We start from the raw sequence: 21,248 nt of genomic DNA, 5'->3' as shown, positions 1-21,248 counted from the left end.
GCCGGTCGACCTCCTCCAGGAGGTCGTCGCGCAGGGTGCAGCAGATGCACCCGTTGGTCATCTCGACCAGGCGCTCCTCGGTGCGGGACAGAGCCACCTCACCGCCGCGCACGAGTGCGGCGTCGATGTTGACCTCGCTCATGTCGTTGACGATGACCGCGACGCGCAGTCCTTCGCGATTGCCGAGCACGTGGTTGAGCAGAGTGGTCTTCCCGGCCCCGAGGAAGCCGGAGAGAACCGTGACCGGCAGCCGGTCGGTGGGCGTCATGAGCGCTCACCCCTCGGGGCGGACGAGGCCGCGCTCGTACGCCTTCACCAGGCGCTGCGGGACCTGGTAGACGACGCCGTCAACGGTGATCGGCACCAGCTGGGGCGTGATCGCCTTCCACTGGGCGCGGCGGTGGCGGGTGTTGCTGCGGGACATCTTCCGCTTGGGGACGGCCATCGTGACTCCTCGTTCTGGTATCTGACACGCAGAGGCTATATGAAAATGGATTCCATTATCAATGTGGCTCTGTGTGGCTGAAGAAGGGGTCGGGCCACCCGCTCCAGCTCGCCGGCCCAGCGAAAGCTCGGCATTGGTGACCAGGGCGGCATCGAGTGCGCCCGCGATGCGTTCGACGTCAAGGTCTGGTCCGGTGAATCTGATCTCGCTGCGCCGCTCGCCGTGGTAGTCGTCCCGGGGCGAGCAGGCAAGGGTGCGGTGCTGCGCGGAGGCGGCTTCCCCTGCGCGAGTGTCGGAATCTTTCAGTCATCGATCGGACTCGCGGGCGTCGAGGTGGGGGCCGGCCGACCGTCAATTGATGACGGTGTCCGGCGTGTTGGCGAGCCAGAGGTCAGCACGCGAGCATGACGTCCCCAAGGACCTCGGCGAGCCGACCTGGATGCAGTGGCCGCCGGGCGCGCCAGACGAAACTGGACATCATGGGGTGGGTGTCAGGTGGCTGGAGGACGGTGACCGCCGCCTCCAGCGATGCTGCCCACGCTTCGCGTGTGCGTGCGGGTGACCGCCTTCCCGTCGGTGTCGGTTCACATTGCATGTCGGGTGTGTCTCGCGAAGGGGGGCGAAGTGGTGGGGTGAGGCCCTGCGGGGGCGCGCCGAGCCGGTTCCGGCTTGGCGCCTCGGCTTCTCGGGCGTCCGCGTGCGGCCCCTGGTTCCCCTCGCGGGCCCGCAGGGTTCCGCACGCGGACGAGAGCGACCTTGAACGCTCATGGCATCCATTTTCAATGGAAGCTACGGTTCACGTGTTTGGCGCTGCCCCGCCGGGCCGGATGTGTGGTCGAGTTCTCGTCTACCAGGACGACTTGGTCACTCCTGGCAGGAATCCGGCGTGTGCCTGCTGGCGTGTCCGTACGCGGGAGAGGCCGAACTTGCGCAGGTGGCCGCGGGGGCGGCCGTCCACGCTGTCGCGGTTGCGCACGCGCGTGGCACTTGCGTCGCGCGGCTGGCGCCGCAACTCCGCGAGGGCGACGTCCCGTTCGGTCGCGGTGGAGGACGGGCGGCGGATGATCTCCTTGAGCTCGGCCCGCCGGGCGGCGTACCGCTCGACGATCTCCTTGCGCTTCTCGTTCTTCGCGATCTTGCTTCGCTTCGCCATCAGATCTTCCCTCCCCGTGCGCGGATGCGCGCCACGGCGGCCTCGACGCCGATCGCGTCGACCGTCTTGATCGCCCTGGCGCTGAGCGTCAGGCGGACGTGGCGCCCCTCGCTGGGAAGCCAGTAGCGCTTGTGCTGGATGTTCGGGTCGAAGCGACGCGACGTGCGTCGGTGCGAGTGCGAGATGGCGTTGCCGAAGCCCGGCTTGGCGCCGGTCAGTTGGCAGTGGGCTGACATGAATGCTGCCACCTTTCTTGCTGGATGGGTGCGGTACCCGTTGTTGGTAATGAAAACCGTTCCCATATAGTACTCGTCATGGCACGCAACGAGATCCGCCCGGTCATCAAGCTCCGCTCCACGGCGGGCACCGGGTTCACCTATGTGACGCGCAAGAACCGGCGCAACGACCCCGACCGCCTGGTGCTCCGCAAGTACGACCCCGTGGTCGGCCGCCACGTCGACTTCCGCGAAGAGCGCTGACCTCGCCCAACCCCGCAAATCCGCCAGACCTCGGCCATCGAAAGGTCCTGCCATGAAGCCCGGAATCCACCCCGCCTACGAGCCCGTCGTCTTCCGCGACTCCGCCTCCGGCACCGCTTTCCTCACCCGCTCCACGATGACCAGCGACAAGACCGTCGAATGGGAGGACGGCAACACCTACCCGGTCGTCGACGTGGAGATCTCCTCCGCGAGCCACCCCTTCTACACGGGCACGGCGCGCGTCCTCGACACCGCCGGCCGCGTCGAGAAGTTCCAGCGCCGCTACGGAGCCCGGTGATGGACGACAACCACATGCTCCCCGTCGTGATCGTCGCCGGCATGCACGCCGAGGCCCGGACAGAGGTCGTCGATCGCCTCCTGCGGACCGTTCCGGACAGTGTCGCGCTGCACCACGACCTGACCGGGGCATCCGACGGCACAGTGCTCCGCCTGATTCGCGATGCCTCCGGCACGCTCTCCCGCGGCGAGACACCGCTGGTCAACGACTGCGCGTGCTGCGCGCTGCGCGAGGACCTCGTCCCGGAACTGGAACGCCTGGCGGACAGCGGCATGACCCGCCTCGCCGTCGTCGAGCTGTGGGACTCGGTCGAACCGAAGGCCATGGCGGAGGTCGTGGCCGCGCACGGAGGCGACAGGCTCACTTTGACCGGCGTCATCACCGCCGTGGACCCCGCGCTGGTCCTGCCCTGCGTCGCCAACGGCGACGACCTGGCCGAGGCCGGCCTCGCGGCGGCTCCCACCGACCGGCGGACCGTCGGCGACACCTGGGCGCGCCAGCTGGAGTACGCCCCCGTGCTCGCCGTCGTCGACAACGACGAGGCGGACGGCGAGGACCAGGCCCTGCTCGCGCAGCTGCATCCCACGGCGCGGCGCGTACCGGCTGGTTCGGACGAACTCGTGCGGGCTGCGTTCGCCGGCTTCGACGTAGAGGCCGCCGCGGCCGCGCAGCACCCCGCGTGCGCGCTCCTGCCCCAGGACGCCGACGAGGCCGGCGTTACGACCTTTGTGTGGCGCCGCCACCGGCCGTTCCACCCGGAACGGCTCTACCAGGCACTCGAGGACCTGTGCTGCGCCGCCGCCCGCAGCCGCGGCCGCTTCTGGCTCGCCGACCGCCCCGACACGCTGCTCGCCTGGGACGCGGCCGGCGGAGCTCTGTGCGTGGAGAACGCCGGTCCCTGGCTGGCGTCGCTGCCCGACGCCGCCTGGGAGATGGTCCCGCCCGTGCGTCGGGCGGCGGCGGCCCTTGACTGGCATCCCGAACACGGCGACTGCTGCCAGCACCTGGTCTTCACCTCGCCCGGCCTCGACCGGGACGGGCTCGAACGACTCCTCGACTCCTGCCTGCTGACTGACGCTGAATACGAGTTGGGCCGAGAGTCCTGGAAGACCCTGCCCGCCGCGTTCGACTCGCTCCTCGACGCCGCCTGACCACCCCCGAAACCGAAACGCCCACCCCAAGGAGACGCCGAATGGCGCGACGCCACGACCCCCGCAAGCCCGTGAAGTCCCGTCCGAACCCGCTCGACGCGGCCGGGATCACGTACATCGACTACAAGGACACCGACCTGTTGCGGAAGTTCATCTCCGACCGGGGCAAGATCCGCAGTCGACGCGTCACCCGCGTGACCGCCCAGCAGCAGCGTGCCCTCGCCGCCGCCGTGAAGAACGCCCGAGAGATGGCCCTCCTGCCGTACGTGAGCCGCTGAGGGCGGCCGGGCCGCCCGCAACCGGGCGGCCCTCACCGGCGTGTTCCTGGACCGGCCACCTCCGTTTCCCTGAAAGCAGAGACGGAAGACTCGAGGTGAAGTCATCGCCTCCTCGACGGTGGAGCGTTCTCGGCCGGGACCATGTCCGCCGTGATCCTCTCAGCGCTGTACGAGGTGGCGCGCAAGCTGCTGTCCGTTCCCGCGGGGTGCTGTTGCGCCGTGACACTTCGAAGGACGCCGAGTTGCTGGTGCTCCGGCATGAGAACGCGGTGTTACGGCGTCAGCTTGCGGAGCCTGTCCGCTACGAGCCCGCAGACCGGTTCTGGCTGGGCGTCGTCTCCGGCCTGATACCCCGCTGCCGTGGGCGCGAGGTTTTCCCGGTCACGCCCGGGATACTGCTGGCGAGGCGACTTCCCGGGTGGACGTTACCGACAGTGACGCCATCGAGGCGGCCGTGGCCGACGTGCTCGCCGTGCACAGGCGAACTGATGTCCTCGTCAACGCGGGCCGCAACGCCCGGAGGATGGACACGGCGTCCATTCATGCAAGTTCTGCACTACATGTCAGTAAATTCGAGGCAAGTCAGACTGATTGTCCCAGCACAAGGCCTTCGCCCGGGCGTAGGACCGAGCGCCGAGTAGCAGGCCCTCGGACTGTGGCGCTGCGGGGTTGTAGCACCTGACGCACCAACAGGCTGATGGTTCCACTCGCAGGTGGGGCTGTGCTCCCTGCAGGGCGTGGACGCCTGCTCCGCCGTGCTGATGCTTGGAGCCACCAGTCGCGTGTCGGGGCCGATGTGGCGACCTGGTTGCGGTGTCGACGGTCGCGTTCGCCTCCAACAGCCGGGCCGTCCGTCCTTCCCTTCGGGGGAACGGCGAACGGCACCCGGCCGATGTCGATTCGTACGACGGGTTCAAGGAAAAGGGCGCCGGAGGCCCGAGGCCGTGAGCGCCATTCGGGAGGAAGCAGTTCCGCGCTGTTCATCCGATGACAGGCCCTGGGCCGGTGGACACCGGACGGGGTCACCGGCCCAGGGCGGGAAGTGGTGGGTGCCGGGGGTCAGTTACGGCGCGGTTTCACCGGCTTGACCGACACATCCTTGCCGTTGACGCGGACGGTGACGTGGTCCCGGTTGTGCGCCCGGTCGGCCACGACCGTGAAGTCCGTGACGCGCCCGCCGCGCCAGGTGCAGCTGAGCTCGTAGCCGCCGCGGGCGCGCATACCCGTGAACGAGCCGTCGGCCCAGTCCTTCGGCACCGCCGGCAGGAGGTGGATGACCTTCTCGTGGCTCTGCAGAAGCATCTCGGTGATCGCACCGGTGATGCCGAAATTGCCGTCCATCTGGAACGGCGGAATTTTGCAGAAGAGGTTCGTCCCCGTGTTGTACCGCAGGAGACCCCGGACCATGTACCGCGCCCGCTCGCCGTCACCGAGACGCGCGAACAGCGCGGCCCGCCAGGGCCAGGTCCACGACCCCCGGCTCTCACCGGACACGGTGGCCTCGCTGAACGGGACGCCTTCCTTCTCGCCGCACCGCGCCTTGAGCGAGACGAGAGCGGCTGCCGCGAGTTCGGGCGACGTGTCGGGCGTGATCTGGCGGCCCGGGTACACCCCGAACAGGTGCGAGGTGTGGCGGTGGTTGTCGTTCGGGTCGTCGCGGTCGGCCTGCCACTCCTGGAGCTGGCCCCACCGGCCGACCTTGTTGGGCGCGAGTCGCTTCTGCATGTCGGCGACGATGGCCCGGTACTCGGGGTCGACGTCGAGCACCGCCGCGCAGTCGAGGTAGTTCCGGAAGAGGTCCCAGATGATCTGCTGGTCGTACATCACGCCGTCTTCGCGCGGGCCGTGCTCGGGCGACCACCCGTTGGGGGACACGAGCTGACCGGCCTTGTTCTCGACGAGCCGGTCCTCCCAGAACTGGCAGATCTCCTTGATCATTGGATAGGCGACGCGGCGCAGGTACGTGAGGTCCTGGGTGAAGGCCCAGTGCTCGTACAGGTGCTGCGCGTACCAGGCGCTGGCGACGGTGTTCCACTCCCAGGCGTTGCCCCCGAAGATGCTCTGGCTCGTGCGTGCCGTCCAGCCTCGGGTTTCGGCGCCGAAGGCGTTGCGGGTCGCGACGCGGCTCGGCACCGCTACCTGGCGCACGAACTCGACAAGTGCCTCATGGCTCTCGCTGAGGTTCGCCGTCTCCGCGCCCCAGTAGTTCATCTGGACGTTGATGTTCGTGTGGTAGTCCGACGCCCACGGGGGCTGGTTGCTGTCGTTCCAGAGCCCTTGGAGGTTGGCGGGCAGGCCGCCCGGTCTGGAAGAGCTGTGGAGCAGGTAGCGGCCGAGGACGAACATGCTCTGTTCGAGCCCCGGGTCGGACTTGCCCGCGGCGTAACGGGCGACCCGTGTGTCTGTCGGGAGCGCGGTGACCTCGTCGTCGGTGCGCCCCCAGTTCACGGAGACGCGCTTGGCCACGGCGCCGGCCTCGGCGACCTGCGCCTTGCGCAGCGCCTTGTAGGACTGTCGGGCTGCGGTGTCGAGGGCTGCCGTGATGGCGGGCTGGGGGTCCGGCCCGCGCCAGTTCGCGGCGGCGTCGAGCTTGTAGTCGGTGCGCGCGTCGAGGAGCAGGGTCATGCGCTTCGCCGATCGAACCCGGAGTCGGGAACCCACGGCGGTCACGGAGCCGTCGGTGTCGGTCACCCGGAGGACGGCGGCATGCTTCAGGCCGTTTCCCATGGTGCCACCGAATCGGACCGTCCCCGCTACGGCGTCGACCGAGGCGGGCGCATCCTGCGCGGAGGTGAGGGTGATGTCGCAGTCGAGCGCACCGGCGCGCTCGGCCTCGTAGCGCAGCACGAGCAGGTCGGCGGACCGGCTGGCGAACGCCTCCCGCAGGACCTGCTGTCCGGGGGGGCCGAACCATGTGGTGTGGATTCCGGACTCGGGGTCGAGCGCCCGGCGGTACTCGATCACCGGGCCCAGCTTCGCCGTGTCGAATTCGGTGCCGGTGAGGCGGACCTCGGCGACGCGCACGACCGAGGATCCGGACTTCGGCCGCAGCGTCAGACGGTAGCGGGTGAACGCCCCGGGCTTGCCGATGGTGAACTGCCGGCGCTCACCGCGGTCGAGCGCGGGTTGGACGTTGCGCTCGTCGAGCGTGATCCACTCCAGGCCGTTGGCGGAGCCCTCGAGGGTCAGTGAACCGGGGTCCTCCTCGGGAGTGTCAGGCGCAGCCGTCACGCTGTAGCCGGTGACCGTCGCAGCTGACTGCAGGTCGCCTTGCCACACCGCTCCGGCGGTCGCGTCGGCCGCTCGCCACACCGTGGAGCTGTTTCCGTCCACGCTCCGGGAGACGTCGTGCCCGCTGCCGGCGCCGTGGGCGTGGCCGGAGGGCGAGGAGACGTACAGGAGGCTCCGTCCGCCGAGGCCGACCCCGGCGAGCGCGATCTCGGCCACCTGGAAGTGGCTCACCCCGGAGCGGGGGGTGAAGACGAAGCGGAAGAAGCTGTAGGCCGTACTGTTGGAGCAGGTGAACTCCTTGGTCTGGTTCCGGCTCTCGAAAGGGCTGGGCAGCGACCGGGTGTCCAGCGTGGTCCATGCGGACCCGTCCGTCGAGCCCTGGAAGGTCCAGGTCTGGGGGTCCCGGTCAGGGACATCTTCGGCGCTCGTGAGCCGGTAGGTCGACACTGCGGCAGGTGCGGTGAGGGCCGCCTGCCAGATGACCTCCTTCGGCGGGCCTACGATGCACCACTTCGTCTGTGGGTCGCCGTCGACGGTCTTGTCCGAGCCCTGGTTCGCGGCGGTCCTGTAGGGGCCACCGGGGGAGGTGACCTCGGGTTGGGCGCCGAAGGAGAGCACGACGTCACCGAAGGCTCGGTAGGAACCGAAGCCGGTCATGCCCGTATCGAAAGCGTCGTCGGATTGGCCGGCGAGGGCGTTGTCGTAATTGTTGACTCCGCCCCACAGGCTCTGCTCGTTGAACTGGATCCGTTCGCGGTCGGGCTGGCCGAAGAGCATGGCGCCGAGCCGACCATTGCCGATCGGCAGTGCCTGGGACTGCCAGTCCGTGGCGGGGAGCCGGTACCAGAGGGAGTGGCGGGCGAGCTTCGGGGGTCGCACCGACACGGCCGGTCCGGAGGCGGCCGGTGCCGCGGACGCCGAAGTGAGGTTGGTGACCAGAGGGAGCAGGGTAAGTGCGCCACCGCACGCCGCGGCGCGCAGCACGCCACGGCGCGACATACCGCCTTCGTCCTCGGCGTGAGGCCGGACAGGAAAACGAGGGGACATGGCAGGGCGGCTCCTTCTCCGAGGGGGGAGGCTTGGGTGTCCAGCCGCTGTACGGCGGGGACTGTGCAGCAGTGCAGCGGCACGGGCGGGCCCTGTCAATGATTTGGACCAAATTTCCTATACGATTTCTGCCCACCTTCATCGAGTGACGCGCTTGATCCACCAGGGATCGCAGACGTCCCCGGAAGGCCGACCTGATCCCGTCACGGCCTCAGCGTGTACCCGTCACTGCTCGTCATACCCCTAGATAAGGGCGGGTTCCGCCCTGCCGCCTCACCGCGCTGACAGGTCGCAAGGGGGGGAACTGCCCTACGGGGCTTGACGGGGCGTCGCGCATGGCACACTATCGCCCCGTCAATTTCCTATTTGATTTTTGGGGATGGGGCGTGCCTCTCCGGAGCAGAGCTGTTCTGCCAGGAGTTCTCGCCGTCGCGGTCCTGACGGGCTCCGCGGCGTGCACCCTGAAGACATCAGCCGACCCTGCGGGCGACCGGCCCCAGGCATCCGGCAAATCCGGTTCCGGTAAGGCCGAGCTCGCCGACGGGTTTGGCACGAAGGTGGCGCTCGGGCGCAGTACCGACTGGTAGGGACCCGCACCGTCGACGGCTACTCTGCGGCGCTCAGGGATCTCGGCAGAGCAGCCCTTTTGAACATTCCGCTGCCGTCCCCGTCAGGGTGGCGTTCGGGTCCGCCGGACGCCCACAGCAGCCCCGAGCACAGCCGTCACCTGGCTAAACTGCGAAGGTCCCGACAAGCCTCGAGCAGCAGGAGAACGGATGACGTCGCCCGAAAGTTCTGCAGCCGGGACGGGGAAGCCGGACGGAAAGCAACAGAGCTCGCCCCCTGCCCGTCAGGCACTTTCGGACAGCGTTTACGAAGCCATCAAAACCATGATCATGGACCATGAGATTGCGCCTGGAGCCCGCGTCAGCATCGAAGCCCTCTCACGCAATCTAGGTGTGTCGCCGACACCCGTGCGCGAAGCGCTGGCCCGGCTCGAGTCCGACGGTCTCGTGGTCAAGCGGTCACTCTCGGGCTACCGCGCGACCGAGCTGCTGACCCGTCAGGGGCTTGAAGAACTCTTCGAGATGAGACTGCTGCTGGAACCCAGGGCGGCGGCGCTGGCTGCGATCAACGCCACCGAGGAACAACTCGACGCCATCGAGAAGATCGCAGAGGACATGCAAACCCTGCCGGGGCCCCTCGGACGGTACGCGGACTACCGCAGCTTCGCCGCTCTGGACCAGCAATTCCACGACGCGATCGCACTGGCCTCACACCGGCCGTTGCTCGCGGACGCCGTGGAGCGGCTCCACTCGCATCTGCACATCTTCCGGATCGCCAGTGTCCAGGTCTCCGAAGATCCGACGCCGGCAGAACACGAACGTGTCCTACGTGCCATTTCGCGCAGGAAGGCCGACCGCGCAGCGGAGGCCATGGCGAACCACCTGAAGAACAGCCTCGAGCGCCAGCTCACACAGAGGATGGACCAGTGACCTGCGGAGCCTCCGCCAGATACCGTCCTGCCGCGTCCATCTGCGACGGAGGCGCTGTCACCTTGTTGGGCGCGTAAGAACTCCTATCGCAATGACTTCAGGCGTCGCCAGCAGATGAGTGCGCATCCGAGGGTGAGGAAGGCTTCGTGGATGTCGTCGCGTATCTCCCAGCGGATCCGCAGGCGGCGGAACCAGCGGAGATGGGCGAACGCGCGTTCTACGAACCAGCGTTGGGTGCCCAGGCCGGATCCGTGCTCGGTGCCGCGACGGGCGATCAGTGCCCTCGGCTCCGGAGCGGGCCGCGTAGCGGGCCTTCCAGTCGGGTGTCTGCTGCTCGGCCCGGACGCGGAGTTGCAGGTCGCGGAGTTCCTGCGGGGGAAATCCCACGGTTCGGGCGCTGTCGGCGGTGGTCGTGCAGCGGGTGCGGACCGGGCAGGGACGGCACTGGCTCTTGGTGAATCGTGCCACGATCAGAGGTGCCGCAGTGGGTGAGGAGGTCGGGTAGGGGCCGTGCCATCCCCGGCTGATCTCGCCCTGCGGGCAGGTCACCTGTTGGCGGTCGTGTGGAAGTCGTCGCGGTCGAAGCCGTCGTTCTTGCGGTGCTGGCGGGTGGGGTTGCCCGGCAGTGGGCCGGTGACCGTGACCTGGTGTTCCCGGGCTGCCTGTTCCAGGTGGACCAGGGAGGTGTAGCCACCGTCGACCAGGTGCTCGGCGGGCAGTAGCCCACGGCGCTTCAGCCCACAACACCGCGTCGGTGAGCTCAAAGAGCGCATCCGCCCGGGCGTAAAGACACTCGTAGAACTCGACCCGAAAGCGGGACAAGACGTCCAACGCCTCGCCTGCGGACCCAGGAACGGGGAGACTCATACACAGCGGCCGTTCTCTCGTGCTTCGTGACTCGACATCTCGAAGCGTGGAGAACGGCCGCCTCCGCTGTCCCGAGAAGAACCGCAGATCAGCAGGTCGGGTGACAGGCGAGGTTAAACGTCAAGCTGAGAAGCCGTATCTCAACCGAACGTGATCCGCTGACCACGGCTGCTCCGGCGGTGAACAGCAGGCCGTCGGCTGACCGTTCGGCCCGCAGTAGCCTCGGGGCGGGTTGCTGCCGGTGTCGGTGGCGGTGCCCTTTTGGTCAAGTGGTTGCGATTGCAGGCTGGTTGGCGGTGCTGCAGGGTCGGTGGTGGAGGAAACTGTACGGGTGAGCGATTCCGGTGGTTCCCGTGGGCTGGCGTCGGCCGAAGAGTTCCACGCGTATCTGGTCGAGCGACTGAACAGGGCGTTGAGTGGGCCGGAGATGTTCGGGGGCGAGATTTCCCTACGGCTGCTGATCGACCATCTGCTGATGGCCGAACGGGAGCCGGAGGCGTTCGGGCGGCTGCAGCGTTCGTGGGAAGAGCGCGGGATGTGGACCTTGATCGGGGTGGCCGGGGTCTTCCAGGACCTGATTCCGAAGCCGAACTACAGCTGTGGGACGGCTTCGGTGTACGCGGAGTTCGCGCAGGCGCGTGGCTGGCTCAGGCCGGACCGTACTCTGACCCCCCAGGCATACCAGACCATGGTCGACCAGGTACGTGACTGGGCGGGCAAGAACCGCACCTGGGCCGATGTCATTGACCGGTTCGGGCCGCCCTCGATGCAGTTCGGCGGCAACAACCCGCTGTACAGCAAGTCACTGGGCTACCTCACCGACGACCCTGGGCTGCCCATGGTGGTTTTCCACCTGTGGAACGGCACCGAGTCCGGTCCCGGCGACGGCTGGCCCCCCGCGCACGAGCAGCCGTTGCTGCTCGCCGTGCGCCACGGCGACGGCCTGTTCCAGGAATCGTGCACCTTCACCCCGCACGGACAGCGTCTGCGTCCGGTCGTCGATCAGCCCCGGCTTACCTAACAAGCCGCGGCCCTTTCGATCAGGCGGTCGCTCTTGATCGAACAGGGCGCTGGATTGAGTGAGTTGGCAGCCGTACGCGCATGAAGAGCGTTCCTCCTGGCAGCTCTCGGTCGTCGAAGCCACAGCGGGCAGGAGGCCTTGTGCCGCAGTTGTACGTGGTCACGTCCGCGGAGTCCAGTTCGGCCACCCCGGGCTGTGACTGTCTCGCCCACAGATTCGGGAACGCGGCTGAGCATCCGGGCAGGGAGCCCCGCTACACGTCGGATGCAAGCGATGCGGAGTGGGCGGTGGTCCAGCAGGCATTCCCGATGCCGGCATGGATGGGCAGCCGGGGCGGCCGACCGGAGAGCTATTGCCACCGCCGCCTCGGCCGTGCAGCGCGTCGTCGACGAGGCCGTCTCGATGATGGAAGCCAGGTACGCCACCGCCTCCAGCGGCTGATCGCCCCGGTCGACGGCTTCCTGCTTGCCGAGCGGTGCGGCGGGGTCGCCACAGTGTGGGGGCGTCTTGCATCCGGTCCCGCCGCCTCGCTACAGGCGGCGGGACCGCAGCAGCGGCCGTCAGCGGTCGGCGAGTGCGCGGATTTCGTCGGCGATCAGCTTCGGGTCCTCCTCGGCCATGAAGTGGCCGCAGGACACCGTGCGGTGGCGCAGATCCTCGGCCCAGGCGCTCCACAGCCCCTGGGCGTGGTACCCCAGTGCGGCGCCCCAGTCCTGCTGGAGGACGGTAACGGGCATGGCCAGCCGGTTGCCGGACTCCCGGTCGACGGTGTCGTGGTCCACGTCCACGCCGGCGGAGGCTCGGTAGTCGGCGACGATGGAGGGCACGGCCGCTGCGGACGCGTCGAGGTAGTGGTGGCGGACGTCGGCGGGGATCGCGTCCGGGGCGTTGGTCCAGGCGTTCAGGAAGTAGGCGAAGAAGGCGTCGGCGGACGCCTGGATCATCTCCTCCGGCAGGCCCGGGGCCTGGGCCATCAAGTAGAGATGGAAGCCGACCGCGCCGGAGACCCCGCGCAGGGCGTCCCACATGTCGAGGGTCGGCAGGACATCGAGGAAGAGCGCCCGGGACACCGTGTCGGGGTGGTCCATCGCGGCGCGGAAGGCGACGAGGGCGCCGCGATCGTGACCGGCCAGGGTGAAGCTGTCGTGGCCGAGCTCCGCGGCGAGGCGGACGACGTCCCGGGCCATCGTCCGCTTCGCGTACACGTCCGGGCCGGTCTCGGCGGGCTTGTCGCTGGCGCCGTAGCCGCGCAGGTCGGGGCAGATGACGGTGTGGTCGGCGGCGAGGTCGGCGGCGACGTGCCGCCACATCAGGTGGGTCTGCGGGAAGCCGTGCAGCAGCACGACCGGACTGCCGGTGCCGCCGACGGCGGCGTTCAGCGTGACGTCGTCGTCAACCCGTATGCGGTGCCGCCCGAAGTCGGGGATGGTCGGGGGTGTCACAGCAGCTCCTGTGGTTCGTGGCAGAGTGGATGTTCCGGGCCTTCCGGCCCGGTCGTCCGGGGACGTCACCCAGGTTGCGGGCCCCGGATCAGCGATCGATGAGTGGCGCGCGGCACGCCGAAAGGGCGCCGCCCCGGAGGGACCGTGCCGTGGGCGTGGAGTTCGGACTGCTGGGACCGGTGGCCGCCTGGGACCGGCGCGGCAGGCCAGTCGCGCTCGGGGCGCCCCGGCACCGGGAGGTGCTGGGACGGCTGCTGATCGCCCGCAATCGGGTCGTACCGGTCGGCCGGCTCGTGGCGGACCTGTGGGAGGACGAGCCGCCGGCCGGTGCCGTCGGCGCGGTCCGCACCTTCGTTGCCGCGCTGCGCCGGGCCCTGGAACCGGAGCGCGCCCCCCGGCAGCCGTCCCGCCTGCTGGTCACGGACGGCCCTGGCTACGTCCTGCACGTCGGCCGCGACGCGGTGGACGCCTGGCGGTTCGAGGACACGGCGGCCCGGGCGGCCGAAGCACCACCGCACGCGGCGGTCGCCCTGTGGGACGAGGCGCTCGCACAGTGGCGGGGACCGGTCCTGGCCGACTTCCCCGGCGCCGGATGGGCCGCCGCCGAGCGGGCTCGGCTCGAGGCGCTGCGCCTGCACGCCGTCGAACGGCGCGCCGACGCGCTACTGGCGACCGGGGCGGCCAGGGACGCTGCCGTCGATCTGGAGGCCCACGTCGCCGCGCACCCGGGACGGGAGGACGGCTGGGTGCTGCTGGCGACCGCGCTGGACCGTTCCGGGCGGCGTGGCGAGGCACTGGAGACGCTTCGGCGCGCCCGGCACGCCCTCGCCGGCGCACCCGGCCTCGCGCTGGCCCGGACCGAGGCGCAGATCCTCAAGGGCGCCGCCGTCCCTGGTGCGAGGGAACCGGCCGGTGTTGCCGACGGGGTCTGGGGGAGGGTCGCAGCCGCTTGGGAGCGTTCGGTTCCGGCCCGCTCCCAGGCGCGGCTGCACGCCACGGCCGGCCTGCTGCGCGACCTCGCGGTGACCGGCGCCGACGGGTTGGAGGAGGCGCGCGAACATCGACGGGACCTGGTAGCCGCGGCCGAGGCGACGGGCGACACCGAGCTGGCGGCCCGGATCATCGGCTCCTACGACGTCCCGGCTGTGTGGGCCCGCGCAGACGACCCGGAGGGCGCGGGCGAACTGTCCCGGGCCGCCGCCCGCGCCGCCGCCCGGCTCGGCCCCGGCGGACCGCCCGCGCTGCGGGCCCGGCTGCTGTCGGTCGTCGCGGTCGAATCACGCGGCGACGCTGCTGCCGACACGCCGCCTGCCCGGGCTGCCGAGCCGCCCGTTCCCGAGCCGTGGCGTCTGCGCGCCGAACGCGCCGCCGATGAGGCCGTCAGGCTGGCCCGGCGACTGGGGGATCCCGCACTGCTGGCGTTCGCCCTCAACGGCGCCTTCATGCAGTCCTTCGCCACTTGCGGATCGGCAGCCCGCCGGGAGGCGCTCGGCGGTGAGCTGACCTGTCTGGCCGTCGACCACCACCTGCCCAGCCACGAGGTCCTGGGACGCCTCGTACGCCTCCAGGCACTCGCCGGTCTCGGTGACCTGACTGCGGCGGACGCGGAAGCCGAGAAGATCGACCGGCTGGCGCACCGCAATGACCGACCCCTGGCCGGGGTGTTCACGTCCTGGTACCAGGCTCTTCGCACCTGTGAGACCGACGGCTGGGCAGCGGCCCGCCCCCGCTACGCGAAAGTTCTGAGAACGACTGCGGACTGCGGCATGCCCGGCCTCACCCGGGGAGCGGCTGCACTGGTCGCGCTGGTCCCGGCAATGCGAGGCAACGCCCTGCCCGATCCCGACGACTTCGCCCACCTCGACGCCGGCCCCTACCGGCCGTGGATCCAGCCTCTGCTGCTGGCGGGCTCCGGCGCCACTGAGCAGGCCCGGCAAGCACTCACGGACGCTCCCCGGCCGCCGCACGACCTCCTTCAAGAGGCGCTGTGGTGCATACTCGCCCGCACGGCAGCGGCGGTAGGGCACGAGCCGGTCCTGCGCCGTGCGAGAGACGAACTCGCCGCAGCCTCCGACGAATCGGCCGGCGCAGGCAGCGGCCTGATCTCCTTCGGCCCGGTCGCACACCATCTACGAACCGCCGACGCAGCCCTCGCTGTGCACAACCGGCGCACCGCGCGGCCCACCGATGGCGGTGCCGTGCCGTGAGCGAGCCGTGACGCGCGGCCGGACGAGCACGGTCGAGCAGTTCCGAGCAGCGGACGGGCCGTCCGCGGCAGACCCGCAACGGACCGGCCCCCCGGAGGGCCGTCACCGAACGGGACGCGAACGCGGGAACCCAGCGCATCCAACACCGTTCGGGATGCGCCCAGTACGCAACAGTGGGTCCAGGACTCACTCACGCACACTGGATAGGAACGGTCAGGACACCAGGGGGAGCCAGGTGCCGTGGTCGGCAACGCGGAGGACCGCGGTGAGACCCGCATCGTCGAAGGCGCGCTCGATGGCGTCGCGGCCCTCGGTGAAGTGGGCCCAGCCGTCATAGTGGGCGGGGATGGTGACCGGAGCGCCGAGGATCGCGGCGGCCGCGGCGGCGCGAATGCTGTCGAGGCTGACCGCGCGTTCGCGGAACTTGCCCGGGATCCGGGCCGCGCCGGCGTGGAGGACGGCGGCATCGATGCCCGGAATGCGGCCGGCGATTTCGGTGACCGTGCGGATGGAGGCATTGTCACCGCTGAGGTACACGGTGGGCAGTCCGCCGCCGGACAGGACGAAGCCGACGACTTGACAGTTGATGTTGCCGTCCAGATCCCACTCGCCGTCCTCGGGCCCGTGGACCGCGGGCACGGCGGTGACGGTCAGCTCACCGCCGTCCGGTCGCTGGACTGTGTGGGCCTGCCAGGCGGCGAGGCCGATCGCGGGGCTGCCGAGGCGCTCGGCGCCGCCAGTGGTGGTGAGCAGCAGCGGTGCGGCCAGTGCGAAGGCGCGGCCGCGGCCGTCGAAATTGTCCGCGTGATTGTCGTGGCTGACCAGGACCAGGTCGACGTCCGCGAGCTGGTCGTCGGTGACGGCCGGGCCCTCGGTCTTGGTCAGATAGCCGTGCGGGCCGGGCCCGTCGAAGGTCGGGTCACTGACGATGCGCAGCCCGCCGAGGTCGATGACGGCGGTCGGGCCGCCCAGGATGGTGATCGCGCATTCCTGTCGGGACAGGCTTGTTGTACTCATCGGTGTCCTCGCTGCATGGTCCGGCTCTGTTCGGTCGCAGTTCGACGCTACGGACCGCCCGGCCTTGCCGGAAATGCCTGCCACGAGCAGTCCATGCGCGTGGGGCATGGATGCAGGGTGCGACGTGCCTCGGCCTGTGGTCAGGCTCGCGGTCGTTGTTGGCGGCCGGTCGGCCCGTATCGACGAGGATGTCGGGTTCGCCACCACACCGGACCTGGGCCTGCGCATGCTGAAGCCCTTCTCGGCCCGTGCGCCGTGGCCGCGTGGCACGCCTCGCCCCATGCCGCCGCCGCATTGATGCCCCCTGGAGGCCGATGGGGTGCTGCCCAACGGAGTGGCCTGCCGGCCCCAGGCGGACTCGGTCTCGAACCTCTGTGCGCTAACCGTCCTGCACCACGGGGTGCGCGTGCTCGACGGTGTCGTCGATGAGGACGACCTGGTGTCCGACGGCGGCGAGCAGCGAGGCGGCGATTGCGGCCCGGAAGCCGCTGCGGCAGTGCACCCAGTGCTCGGCCTTTGGCAGGGACACGATGGCGTTGGGCAGTTCGGGCAGCGGGATGTGGCGGGCGCCGGGCAGGTGGCCGGAGCGCCACTCGCGGTCACTGCGGACGTCCAGGACCTCCACCTGTCGCTTGGGCCGGACAGTGGCGAGGGTGGCGAAGTCGGATCGCGGGTAGGAGGCCAGCTCTTGTGGGCCGACCCATTCGAGCGGGTTTCCGACGGCGGCAGCCGCAAGACGGTCGAAGCCGATCCGCAGCAGCTCGATGCGGGCTGCCTGCAACTCGTTGTGGTCGGCGGCCAGCAGGGTGACGGGGGCGTCGAACGGAACCAGCCAGCCGAGGTAGGTGGCAAGGGATCCGGAGGCGTCGAAGTTGACCGTGCCCGGCAGATGGACCGGCGCGTAGTCGGCTCGCGGACGCACGTCGACCACCCACTCGCCCGCTGTGATCCGGTCGGCCAGTTCGGCCGGATCCGCAAGCCTTGGCCCGGGGAGCGAGGTGCGGGGCACCGGCCCGGCGGCGTTGATCGGCGCCATCCGGCGGTAGTACGCGGGGAAGGGCTCCAATCCCGTCAGTGTCCCGGTCACGAAGGCGTCTTCGGTTTGGCTGAAGACAGGGTTCGCGGCCCGTTCGCGGCCGATGGTGGAGCGTTGGACCGCGCCGACGGTCGTCGCGGCGCAGAAGCTGCCGAAGCCGTGGGTCGGCAGGATGACGGTGTCGTCGGGAAGTACCTCGGCCAGGTGGCGCACTGATCGGTACTGCTGGTGGGCGAGCGGCTCGGCCAGGTTTGTACCCATGAGGTCGGTACGGCCCGTGGTGCCGTACAGCAGGGAGCCGCCGGTGCATACCAGCCGAGGCGCCCCGTCGGCGGGCGCGAAGGCGTAGGCGAGGTGGTGGTCGGTGTGCCCGGGTGTGGCGATCACCTGGATCCGCAGCTTCCCGGCCGTCAGTTGGTCGCCGTCGCCGACCCTGACGGCGTCGAAGCCAAGGGGCGGCCCGGTCGGCACCGCGTACGCCGCCCGGCAGCGGCGGGCGAGTTCCAGACCGCCTGTCACATAGTCGTTGTGCAGATGGGTCTCCACGACCGTGTCGAGCCGCAGGCCGCGGTCCTCGAGCACACTGGTGACGCGCTCCAGGTCACGTTGCGGGTCCACTGCGACCGCGACCGACCCGTCTGTGATCAGGTAGCTGCGGTTCCCGAGGCTGAGCGTGGAGATCTGGATGATCTCCACGCTGTCGGGCAGCCGCTCGGAGAGCCGCAGCTCGGCCTGGGTGGCCCGGCCCGGCTCCGCCTCGACCGGCATCTCCGTGACACCACGCGGCGAGAGCGCCCGCAACACCCAGTGTCCCGGGGGCGCGTAGAAGCGGAATTCCCCGATCGCGGAGGTGACTACCTCACCGACGAACTCCCCTGCCGGATCGAGCAGCCGGACCCAGACGCCCGAGGCCGGCCCGTCGGCGACCTGGACGCGGCCGGTCACGACGGTTCGGGTGGTGGGTTTGGGATCCACGGGTGTCGCGGTCATCTCTGATCCGTCTCGCGCGGCCCCGCCTGGGCTTCCGGCGGAGTCACTTCTCGATCGGAACGCCGACCATCGAGCCGTACTCGGTCCACGAGCCGTCGTAGTTCTTCACGTTGGGGTGGTCGAGCAGTTCGTGGAAGACGAACCAGGTGTGGGCGCTGCGCTCGCCGATTCGGCAGTAGGCGATGGTGTCGCGGCCGAAGTCGACGCCTGCGTCGAGGTAGAGCGCCCGGAGTTCCTCGTCTGTCTTGAAGGTGCCGTCGTCGTTGGCCGCCTTGGACCAGGGGACGTTTCTGGCACCGGGGATGTGACCACCGCGCTGCGCCTGCTCCTGCGGCAAATGGGCGGGGGCCAGCAGCTCACCTGAGAACTCCTGGGGGGAGCGGACGTCGATCAGGTTCTGGTTCCGCTGCCCGATCGACGCCAGCACCTCGTCACGGAAAGCCCGGATCGAGTGGTCCGGCTCCTTGGCGGTGTAGCCGGTCCTCGGCCGCTGCGGCACCTCGTCGGTGAGCGGCCGCGACTGCAGTTCCCAGATTTTGCGGCCGCCGTCGAGCAGGCGCACGCGCTCGTGCCCGTAGACCTTGAAGTACCAGTAGGCATAAGCGGCGAACCAGTTGTTGTTGCCGCCGTACAGGACAACAGTGTGGTCGGGCGTGATGCCGCGCTCCGACATCAGCTCCTCAAAGCGCTGCCGGTCCACGAAATCGCGGCGGACCGGATCCTGCAGATCGTTCTTCCAGTCCAGCTTCACCGCGCCCTGGATGTGACCGGTGCCGTAGGCGCTCACATCCTCGTCGACCTCGACGATCACCATGCTCGCGTCGTCCACGTGCTGCTGCACCCAGTCGGCGTCGACCAGGGATTGGTCACGGCTCATGAGCATGCCTTTCGCTCGGGGTGTACCCCTCTTCCAGCACAACCCCTGCTTCGGAAGGCGTCAACATCAGGATCCGCCCGGCAACTACAGGAACCCCGCTCCAGAGCCGGAGCGCGCCGGTCGCAGGGCCGCTGGAAGACGCCGCCGGTGCTGACGACGGCTGGAGGCTCGCTCCAAGCCCCTGGGCGCCGCTGTGGCATCTGGCGCGCGCCGTAGCGGGCGGTCCCGCGGGCGGTGGCCGCTACCGGCCGGTCACACCGGGCTCGGCGTACATGCCGGCGGCGTAATGGCCGGGTTCGTTGCACACCAGTTCGTGGCGGCGAGGGTGAAGACGCCGGAGCCGGTGTCCTGCCAGCTGACGAAGAGGGCGATCACGGTGCGTGGGCGAAGAATGGCTCTCCGTGAGCGACTTGCAGGATCGCGCTCCAGGCCGCGGGCCGGAGGGCCGCGGCGAGCGCACCGGTCGCGACGACGGCGCGGCTGCCCAGGTGGCGGCGATGAGGGCGGCCGACAGCGTGGCGCCGTAAACAACCTGGACATCCCACATGCCACCCTGTCGGATCTCGACTGCGGCAGGGCCGAAGCGGGACCGGCTTGGCTACGTGACGCCCGCAGCCGACTGAAGGAAAGCGGGCCAGGGGCTGTCCCGTAACCCCTGGCGGAACAGCGCGCGGCGTCAGATACGGTGCCTGCTTCAGGACTCTGGTTGCGTTGTGCGCGTTTCGCGCTGTACACGGACAGATCGGGGCGACGGGTCAGAAGCTGCCGCCGCTGTCGGTCGTCCGAGGCTTCTGCCCGGCGGGCGTGCGATAGGTTGCCCGCCATGACTGAGCTTGGACCCGTCGCCTGGCCACCTGCCCCGATAAGGGCCGAGCGGCTCGTGCTCCGCGAGTCCGAGGCCCGGGACCGTGCGGCGTTCATCGAGCTGTTCGCGTCGCCTGAGGTGGGCGCCTACATCGGTGGCGCTCGACCGCGTGATGAGCTCGAGCGCGCGGTGCCTGAGGTGCCCGGGCGGCGCCCCGGCCTTTTCGTGATCGATCTCGACGGAGCGATGATCGGCATGATCACGCTCGATCGGCGCGACGCAGAGCGTCCGGGCCACGTCCGCCCGAATGCCGGGGAGGCCGAACTCGGCTACATGTTCCTGCCGGAGGCGTGGGGATACGGGTACGCCACCGAGGCGTGCGCGGCGGCACTCGACTGGTTCACCGACGCGCTTCCCGGCGAGCCGGTGGTGCTCTGCACCCAGACCGCCAACGACCGCGCGATGCGCCTCGCGGCGAAGCTGGGGTTCACCGAGGTGGAGCGGTTCGAGGAGTACGGCGCCGAGCAGTGGTTCGGCGTCCGGTCCTCGGTCACGTCGTCCGGTTGAGCTCGTGCTCGACAGGGTGGCGGCGTAGAAGGCCCGTCGCGGTTCCTCGACCTGATCGCGGTGCGCCCGACTCATCGCTCCCGTGTGCGTGGCCACGTCCCACACCTGAATCCGGCCGTCCCAGCTGCCGGTGACGGCGACCAGGCGGCCGTCCACCACGGCGACGGTCAGCGACACCCGCTGGCGGCTGCCTCCAGTCGGAGACAGAACCCGGCCCTCGTGTCGACGCTCCGTCAGGTCCCATACGTGGACTGTGCTGTCGTCGTGCAGAGTGATGGCCTTGGGGTGGCCATCCACCACAGCCGTCACCACCGCTCCCACAGCGCCGACACGGCCCACTGAGGGGTCCCCCACGAGGGCACCCAAGGACTCGCCCGTGACCGGGTCCCACATCTGCAGCCGCGGAGCGCTTCCGCCGGTGAGGACCACGGAACGACCGTCCACCACGGCCGTTGCCGCCGTCCACGCCCCGCCGACGAGTCCCGCCAGGGGCCGGTGTCCGGTCAGGTCCCACGACTGCGCCAGCGTGGACGGATCGGCGACAACCGCAACGGGGCGGCCGTCGACCATCGCCGTCACCACCGCCCACACCGAACCGCGGGCGGGCAGGGCGTCGCCCATCCGCTCACCCGTCGCCAGGTCCCAAACCAGCACGACTTCGTCGTCGCCGCCGGTGACGGCGACCGCGCGCCCGTTGACCACCGCCGTCGCAGCCGACCGCACCCAGTCGGCGTGGCCGGCCGCCCGTTCACCGGCCGCCCCGGCTCGGACGCGGCCGCCGCGAGCCCGGCCGTCGTCAGGTTCCACAAGTCCCGCCGCACCGGCCGTCCGTTCGCCCCGG

General features: G+C 69.9%; 18 protein-coding genes and 3 pseudogenes. 8 read left to right on the top strand and 13 right to left on the bottom strand.

Annotated elements, in window-relative coordinates; translation table 11 throughout:
* The 4 genes from ACFU6I_RS17985 to rpmB form a co-directional block, all read right to left on the bottom strand.
* A partial coding sequence (locus ACFU6I_RS17985; RefSeq protein ID WP_384367285.1) for a GTP-binding protein occupies positions 1 to 268 on the bottom strand: 268 nt, incomplete at its 3' end.
* A 6-nt stretch (positions 269 to 274) separates the two neighbouring features.
* Positions 275 to 445 (bottom strand): 50S ribosomal protein L32, encoded by a 171-nt coding sequence (rpmF, locus tag ACFU6I_RS17980; RefSeq protein WP_384367282.1) that lies wholly within the window; start codon positions 443 to 445, stop codon positions 275 to 277.
* 847 nt (positions 446 to 1,292) lie between these two features.
* Complete coding sequence (gene rpsN / locus ACFU6I_RS17975; RefSeq protein ID WP_384367279.1) at positions 1,293 to 1,598, bottom strand: 30S ribosomal protein S14; 306 nt, start codon at positions 1,596 to 1,598, stop codon at positions 1,293 to 1,295.
* Positions 1,598 to 1,834 (bottom strand): 50S ribosomal protein L28, encoded by a 237-nt coding sequence (rpmB, locus tag ACFU6I_RS17970; RefSeq protein WP_384367276.1) that lies wholly within the window; start codon positions 1,832 to 1,834, stop codon positions 1,598 to 1,600. The genes rpsN and rpmB overlap by 1 nt, the downstream gene beginning before the upstream one ends.
* A gap of 78 nt (positions 1,835 to 1,912) precedes the next feature.
* Here rpmB and rpmG point away from each other — a divergent pair, with 78 nt between their 5' ends.
* From rpmG to rpsR, 4 genes are read left to right on the top strand one after another with little or no spacing between them, the layout of a single operon-like run.
* Positions 1,913 to 2,077 (top strand): 50S ribosomal protein L33, encoded by a 165-nt coding sequence (gene rpmG / locus ACFU6I_RS17965; protein ID WP_099198435.1) that lies wholly within the window; start codon positions 1,913 to 1,915, stop codon positions 2,075 to 2,077.
* Positions 2,078 to 2,129: 52 nt separating this feature from the next.
* Positions 2,130 to 2,375 (top strand): type B 50S ribosomal protein L31, encoded by a 246-nt coding sequence (locus tag ACFU6I_RS17960; protein WP_041132231.1) that lies wholly within the window; start codon positions 2,130 to 2,132, stop codon positions 2,373 to 2,375.
* Positions 2,375 to 3,526: a CobW family GTP-binding protein gene (locus ACFU6I_RS17955; protein WP_384367272.1), complete on the top strand. Its 1,152-nt coding sequence runs from the start codon at positions 2,375 to 2,377 to the stop codon at positions 3,524 to 3,526. Before ACFU6I_RS17960 ends, ACFU6I_RS17955 begins: the two co-directional genes overlap by 1 nt.
* A gap of 41 nt (positions 3,527 to 3,567) precedes the next feature.
* Positions 3,568 to 3,804, top strand: a complete 237-nt coding sequence (gene rpsR, locus ACFU6I_RS17950) for a 30S ribosomal protein S18 (RefSeq protein WP_384367269.1) — start codon at positions 3,568 to 3,570, stop codon at positions 3,802 to 3,804.
* Between the two features lie 1,059 nt (positions 3,805 to 4,863).
* Here rpsR and ACFU6I_RS17945 read toward each other — a convergent pair.
* Positions 4,864 to 8,034, bottom strand: a complete 3,171-nt coding sequence (locus ACFU6I_RS17945) for a glycoside hydrolase N-terminal domain-containing protein (protein ID WP_384367266.1) — start codon at positions 8,032 to 8,034, stop codon at positions 4,864 to 4,866.
* A 938-nt stretch (positions 8,035 to 8,972) separates the two neighbouring features.
* Between ACFU6I_RS17945 and ACFU6I_RS17940 the strand changes: the two genes are divergently transcribed.
* A complete protein-coding gene (locus ACFU6I_RS17940; RefSeq protein WP_384367293.1) occupies positions 8,973 to 9,578 on the top strand; it encodes a GntR family transcriptional regulator in 606 nt (201 codons plus the stop codon).
* 83 nt (positions 9,579 to 9,661) lie between these two features.
* Here the strand turns inward: ACFU6I_RS17940 and ACFU6I_RS17935 are convergent.
* The 3 genes and pseudogenes from ACFU6I_RS17935 to ACFU6I_RS17925 form a co-directional block, all read right to left on the bottom strand.
* Positions 9,662 to 9,856: pseudogene (locus ACFU6I_RS17935) on the bottom strand (IS5/IS1182 family transposase); the annotation flags it as partial.
* A 58-nt stretch (positions 9,857 to 9,914) separates the two neighbouring features.
* Positions 9,915 to 10,127 (bottom strand): annotated as a pseudogene (locus ACFU6I_RS17930) (transposase); the annotation flags it as partial.
* A complete protein-coding gene (locus ACFU6I_RS17925; RefSeq protein ID WP_384367299.1) occupies positions 10,124 to 10,351 on the bottom strand; it encodes a hypothetical protein in 228 nt (75 codons plus the stop codon). The pseudogene ACFU6I_RS17930 and the gene ACFU6I_RS17925, both read right to left, overlap by 4 nt.
* A 425-nt stretch (positions 10,352 to 10,776) precedes the next feature.
* Here ACFU6I_RS17925 and ACFU6I_RS17920 point away from each other — a divergent pair, with 425 nt between their 5' ends.
* The gene (locus ACFU6I_RS17920; protein ID WP_384367263.1) at positions 10,777 to 11,466 is read left to right on the top strand and encodes a hypothetical protein; all 690 of its coding nucleotides are present in this window, start codon (positions 10,777 to 10,779) and stop codon (positions 11,464 to 11,466) included.
* Positions 11,467 to 12,026: 560 nt separating this feature from the next.
* Here ACFU6I_RS17920 and ACFU6I_RS17915 read toward each other — a convergent pair.
* Positions 12,027 to 12,908, bottom strand: a complete 882-nt coding sequence (locus ACFU6I_RS17915) for an alpha/beta fold hydrolase (protein WP_384367260.1) — start codon at positions 12,906 to 12,908, stop codon at positions 12,027 to 12,029.
* Between the two features lie 149 nt (positions 12,909 to 13,057).
* Between ACFU6I_RS17915 and ACFU6I_RS17910 the strand changes: the two genes are divergently transcribed.
* Complete coding sequence (locus tag ACFU6I_RS17910; protein WP_384367257.1) at positions 13,058 to 15,115, top strand: BTAD domain-containing putative transcriptional regulator; 2,058 nt, start codon at positions 13,058 to 13,060, stop codon at positions 15,113 to 15,115.
* 213 nt (positions 15,116 to 15,328) lie between these two features.
* Here ACFU6I_RS17910 and ACFU6I_RS17905 read toward each other — a convergent pair whose 3' ends face one another.
* From ACFU6I_RS17905 to ACFU6I_RS17895, 3 genes are all read right to left on the bottom strand, one after another.
* Complete coding sequence (locus tag ACFU6I_RS17905) at positions 15,329 to 16,132, bottom strand: MBL fold metallo-hydrolase (RefSeq protein WP_384367254.1); 804 nt, start codon at positions 16,130 to 16,132, stop codon at positions 15,329 to 15,331.
* A gap of 379 nt (positions 16,133 to 16,511) precedes the next feature.
* The gene (locus ACFU6I_RS17900) at positions 16,512 to 18,158 is read right to left on the bottom strand and encodes a DUF1416 domain-containing protein (RefSeq protein ID WP_384367251.1); all 1,647 of its coding nucleotides are present in this window, start codon (positions 18,156 to 18,158) and stop codon (positions 16,512 to 16,514) included.
* 43 nt (positions 18,159 to 18,201) lie between these two features.
* Positions 18,202 to 19,035: a sulfurtransferase gene (locus ACFU6I_RS17895; protein WP_384367248.1), complete on the bottom strand. Its 834-nt coding sequence runs from the start codon at positions 19,033 to 19,035 to the stop codon at positions 18,202 to 18,204.
* A gap of 823 nt (positions 19,036 to 19,858) precedes the next feature.
* Here ACFU6I_RS17895 and ACFU6I_RS17890 point away from each other — a divergent pair.
* Entirely contained in the window at positions 19,859 to 20,407 is a 549-nt protein-coding gene (locus ACFU6I_RS17890; protein ID WP_384367245.1) for a GNAT family N-acetyltransferase, read from the top strand.
* 96 nt (positions 20,408 to 20,503) lie between these two features.
* Here ACFU6I_RS17890 and ACFU6I_RS17885 read toward each other — a convergent pair.
* Positions 20,504 to 20,800: pseudogene (locus ACFU6I_RS17885) on the bottom strand (hypothetical protein); the annotation flags it as partial.
* Positions 20,801 to 21,248 lie beyond the last annotated feature (448 nt).

This window comes from Streptomyces sp. NPDC057486 (assembly GCF_042802415.1).
Classification (GTDB): Bacteria; Actinomycetota; Actinomycetes; order Streptomycetales; family Streptomycetaceae; genus Streptomyces; species Streptomyces yanii.
This window is presented reverse-complemented; position numbering and strand designations above follow the sequence as displayed.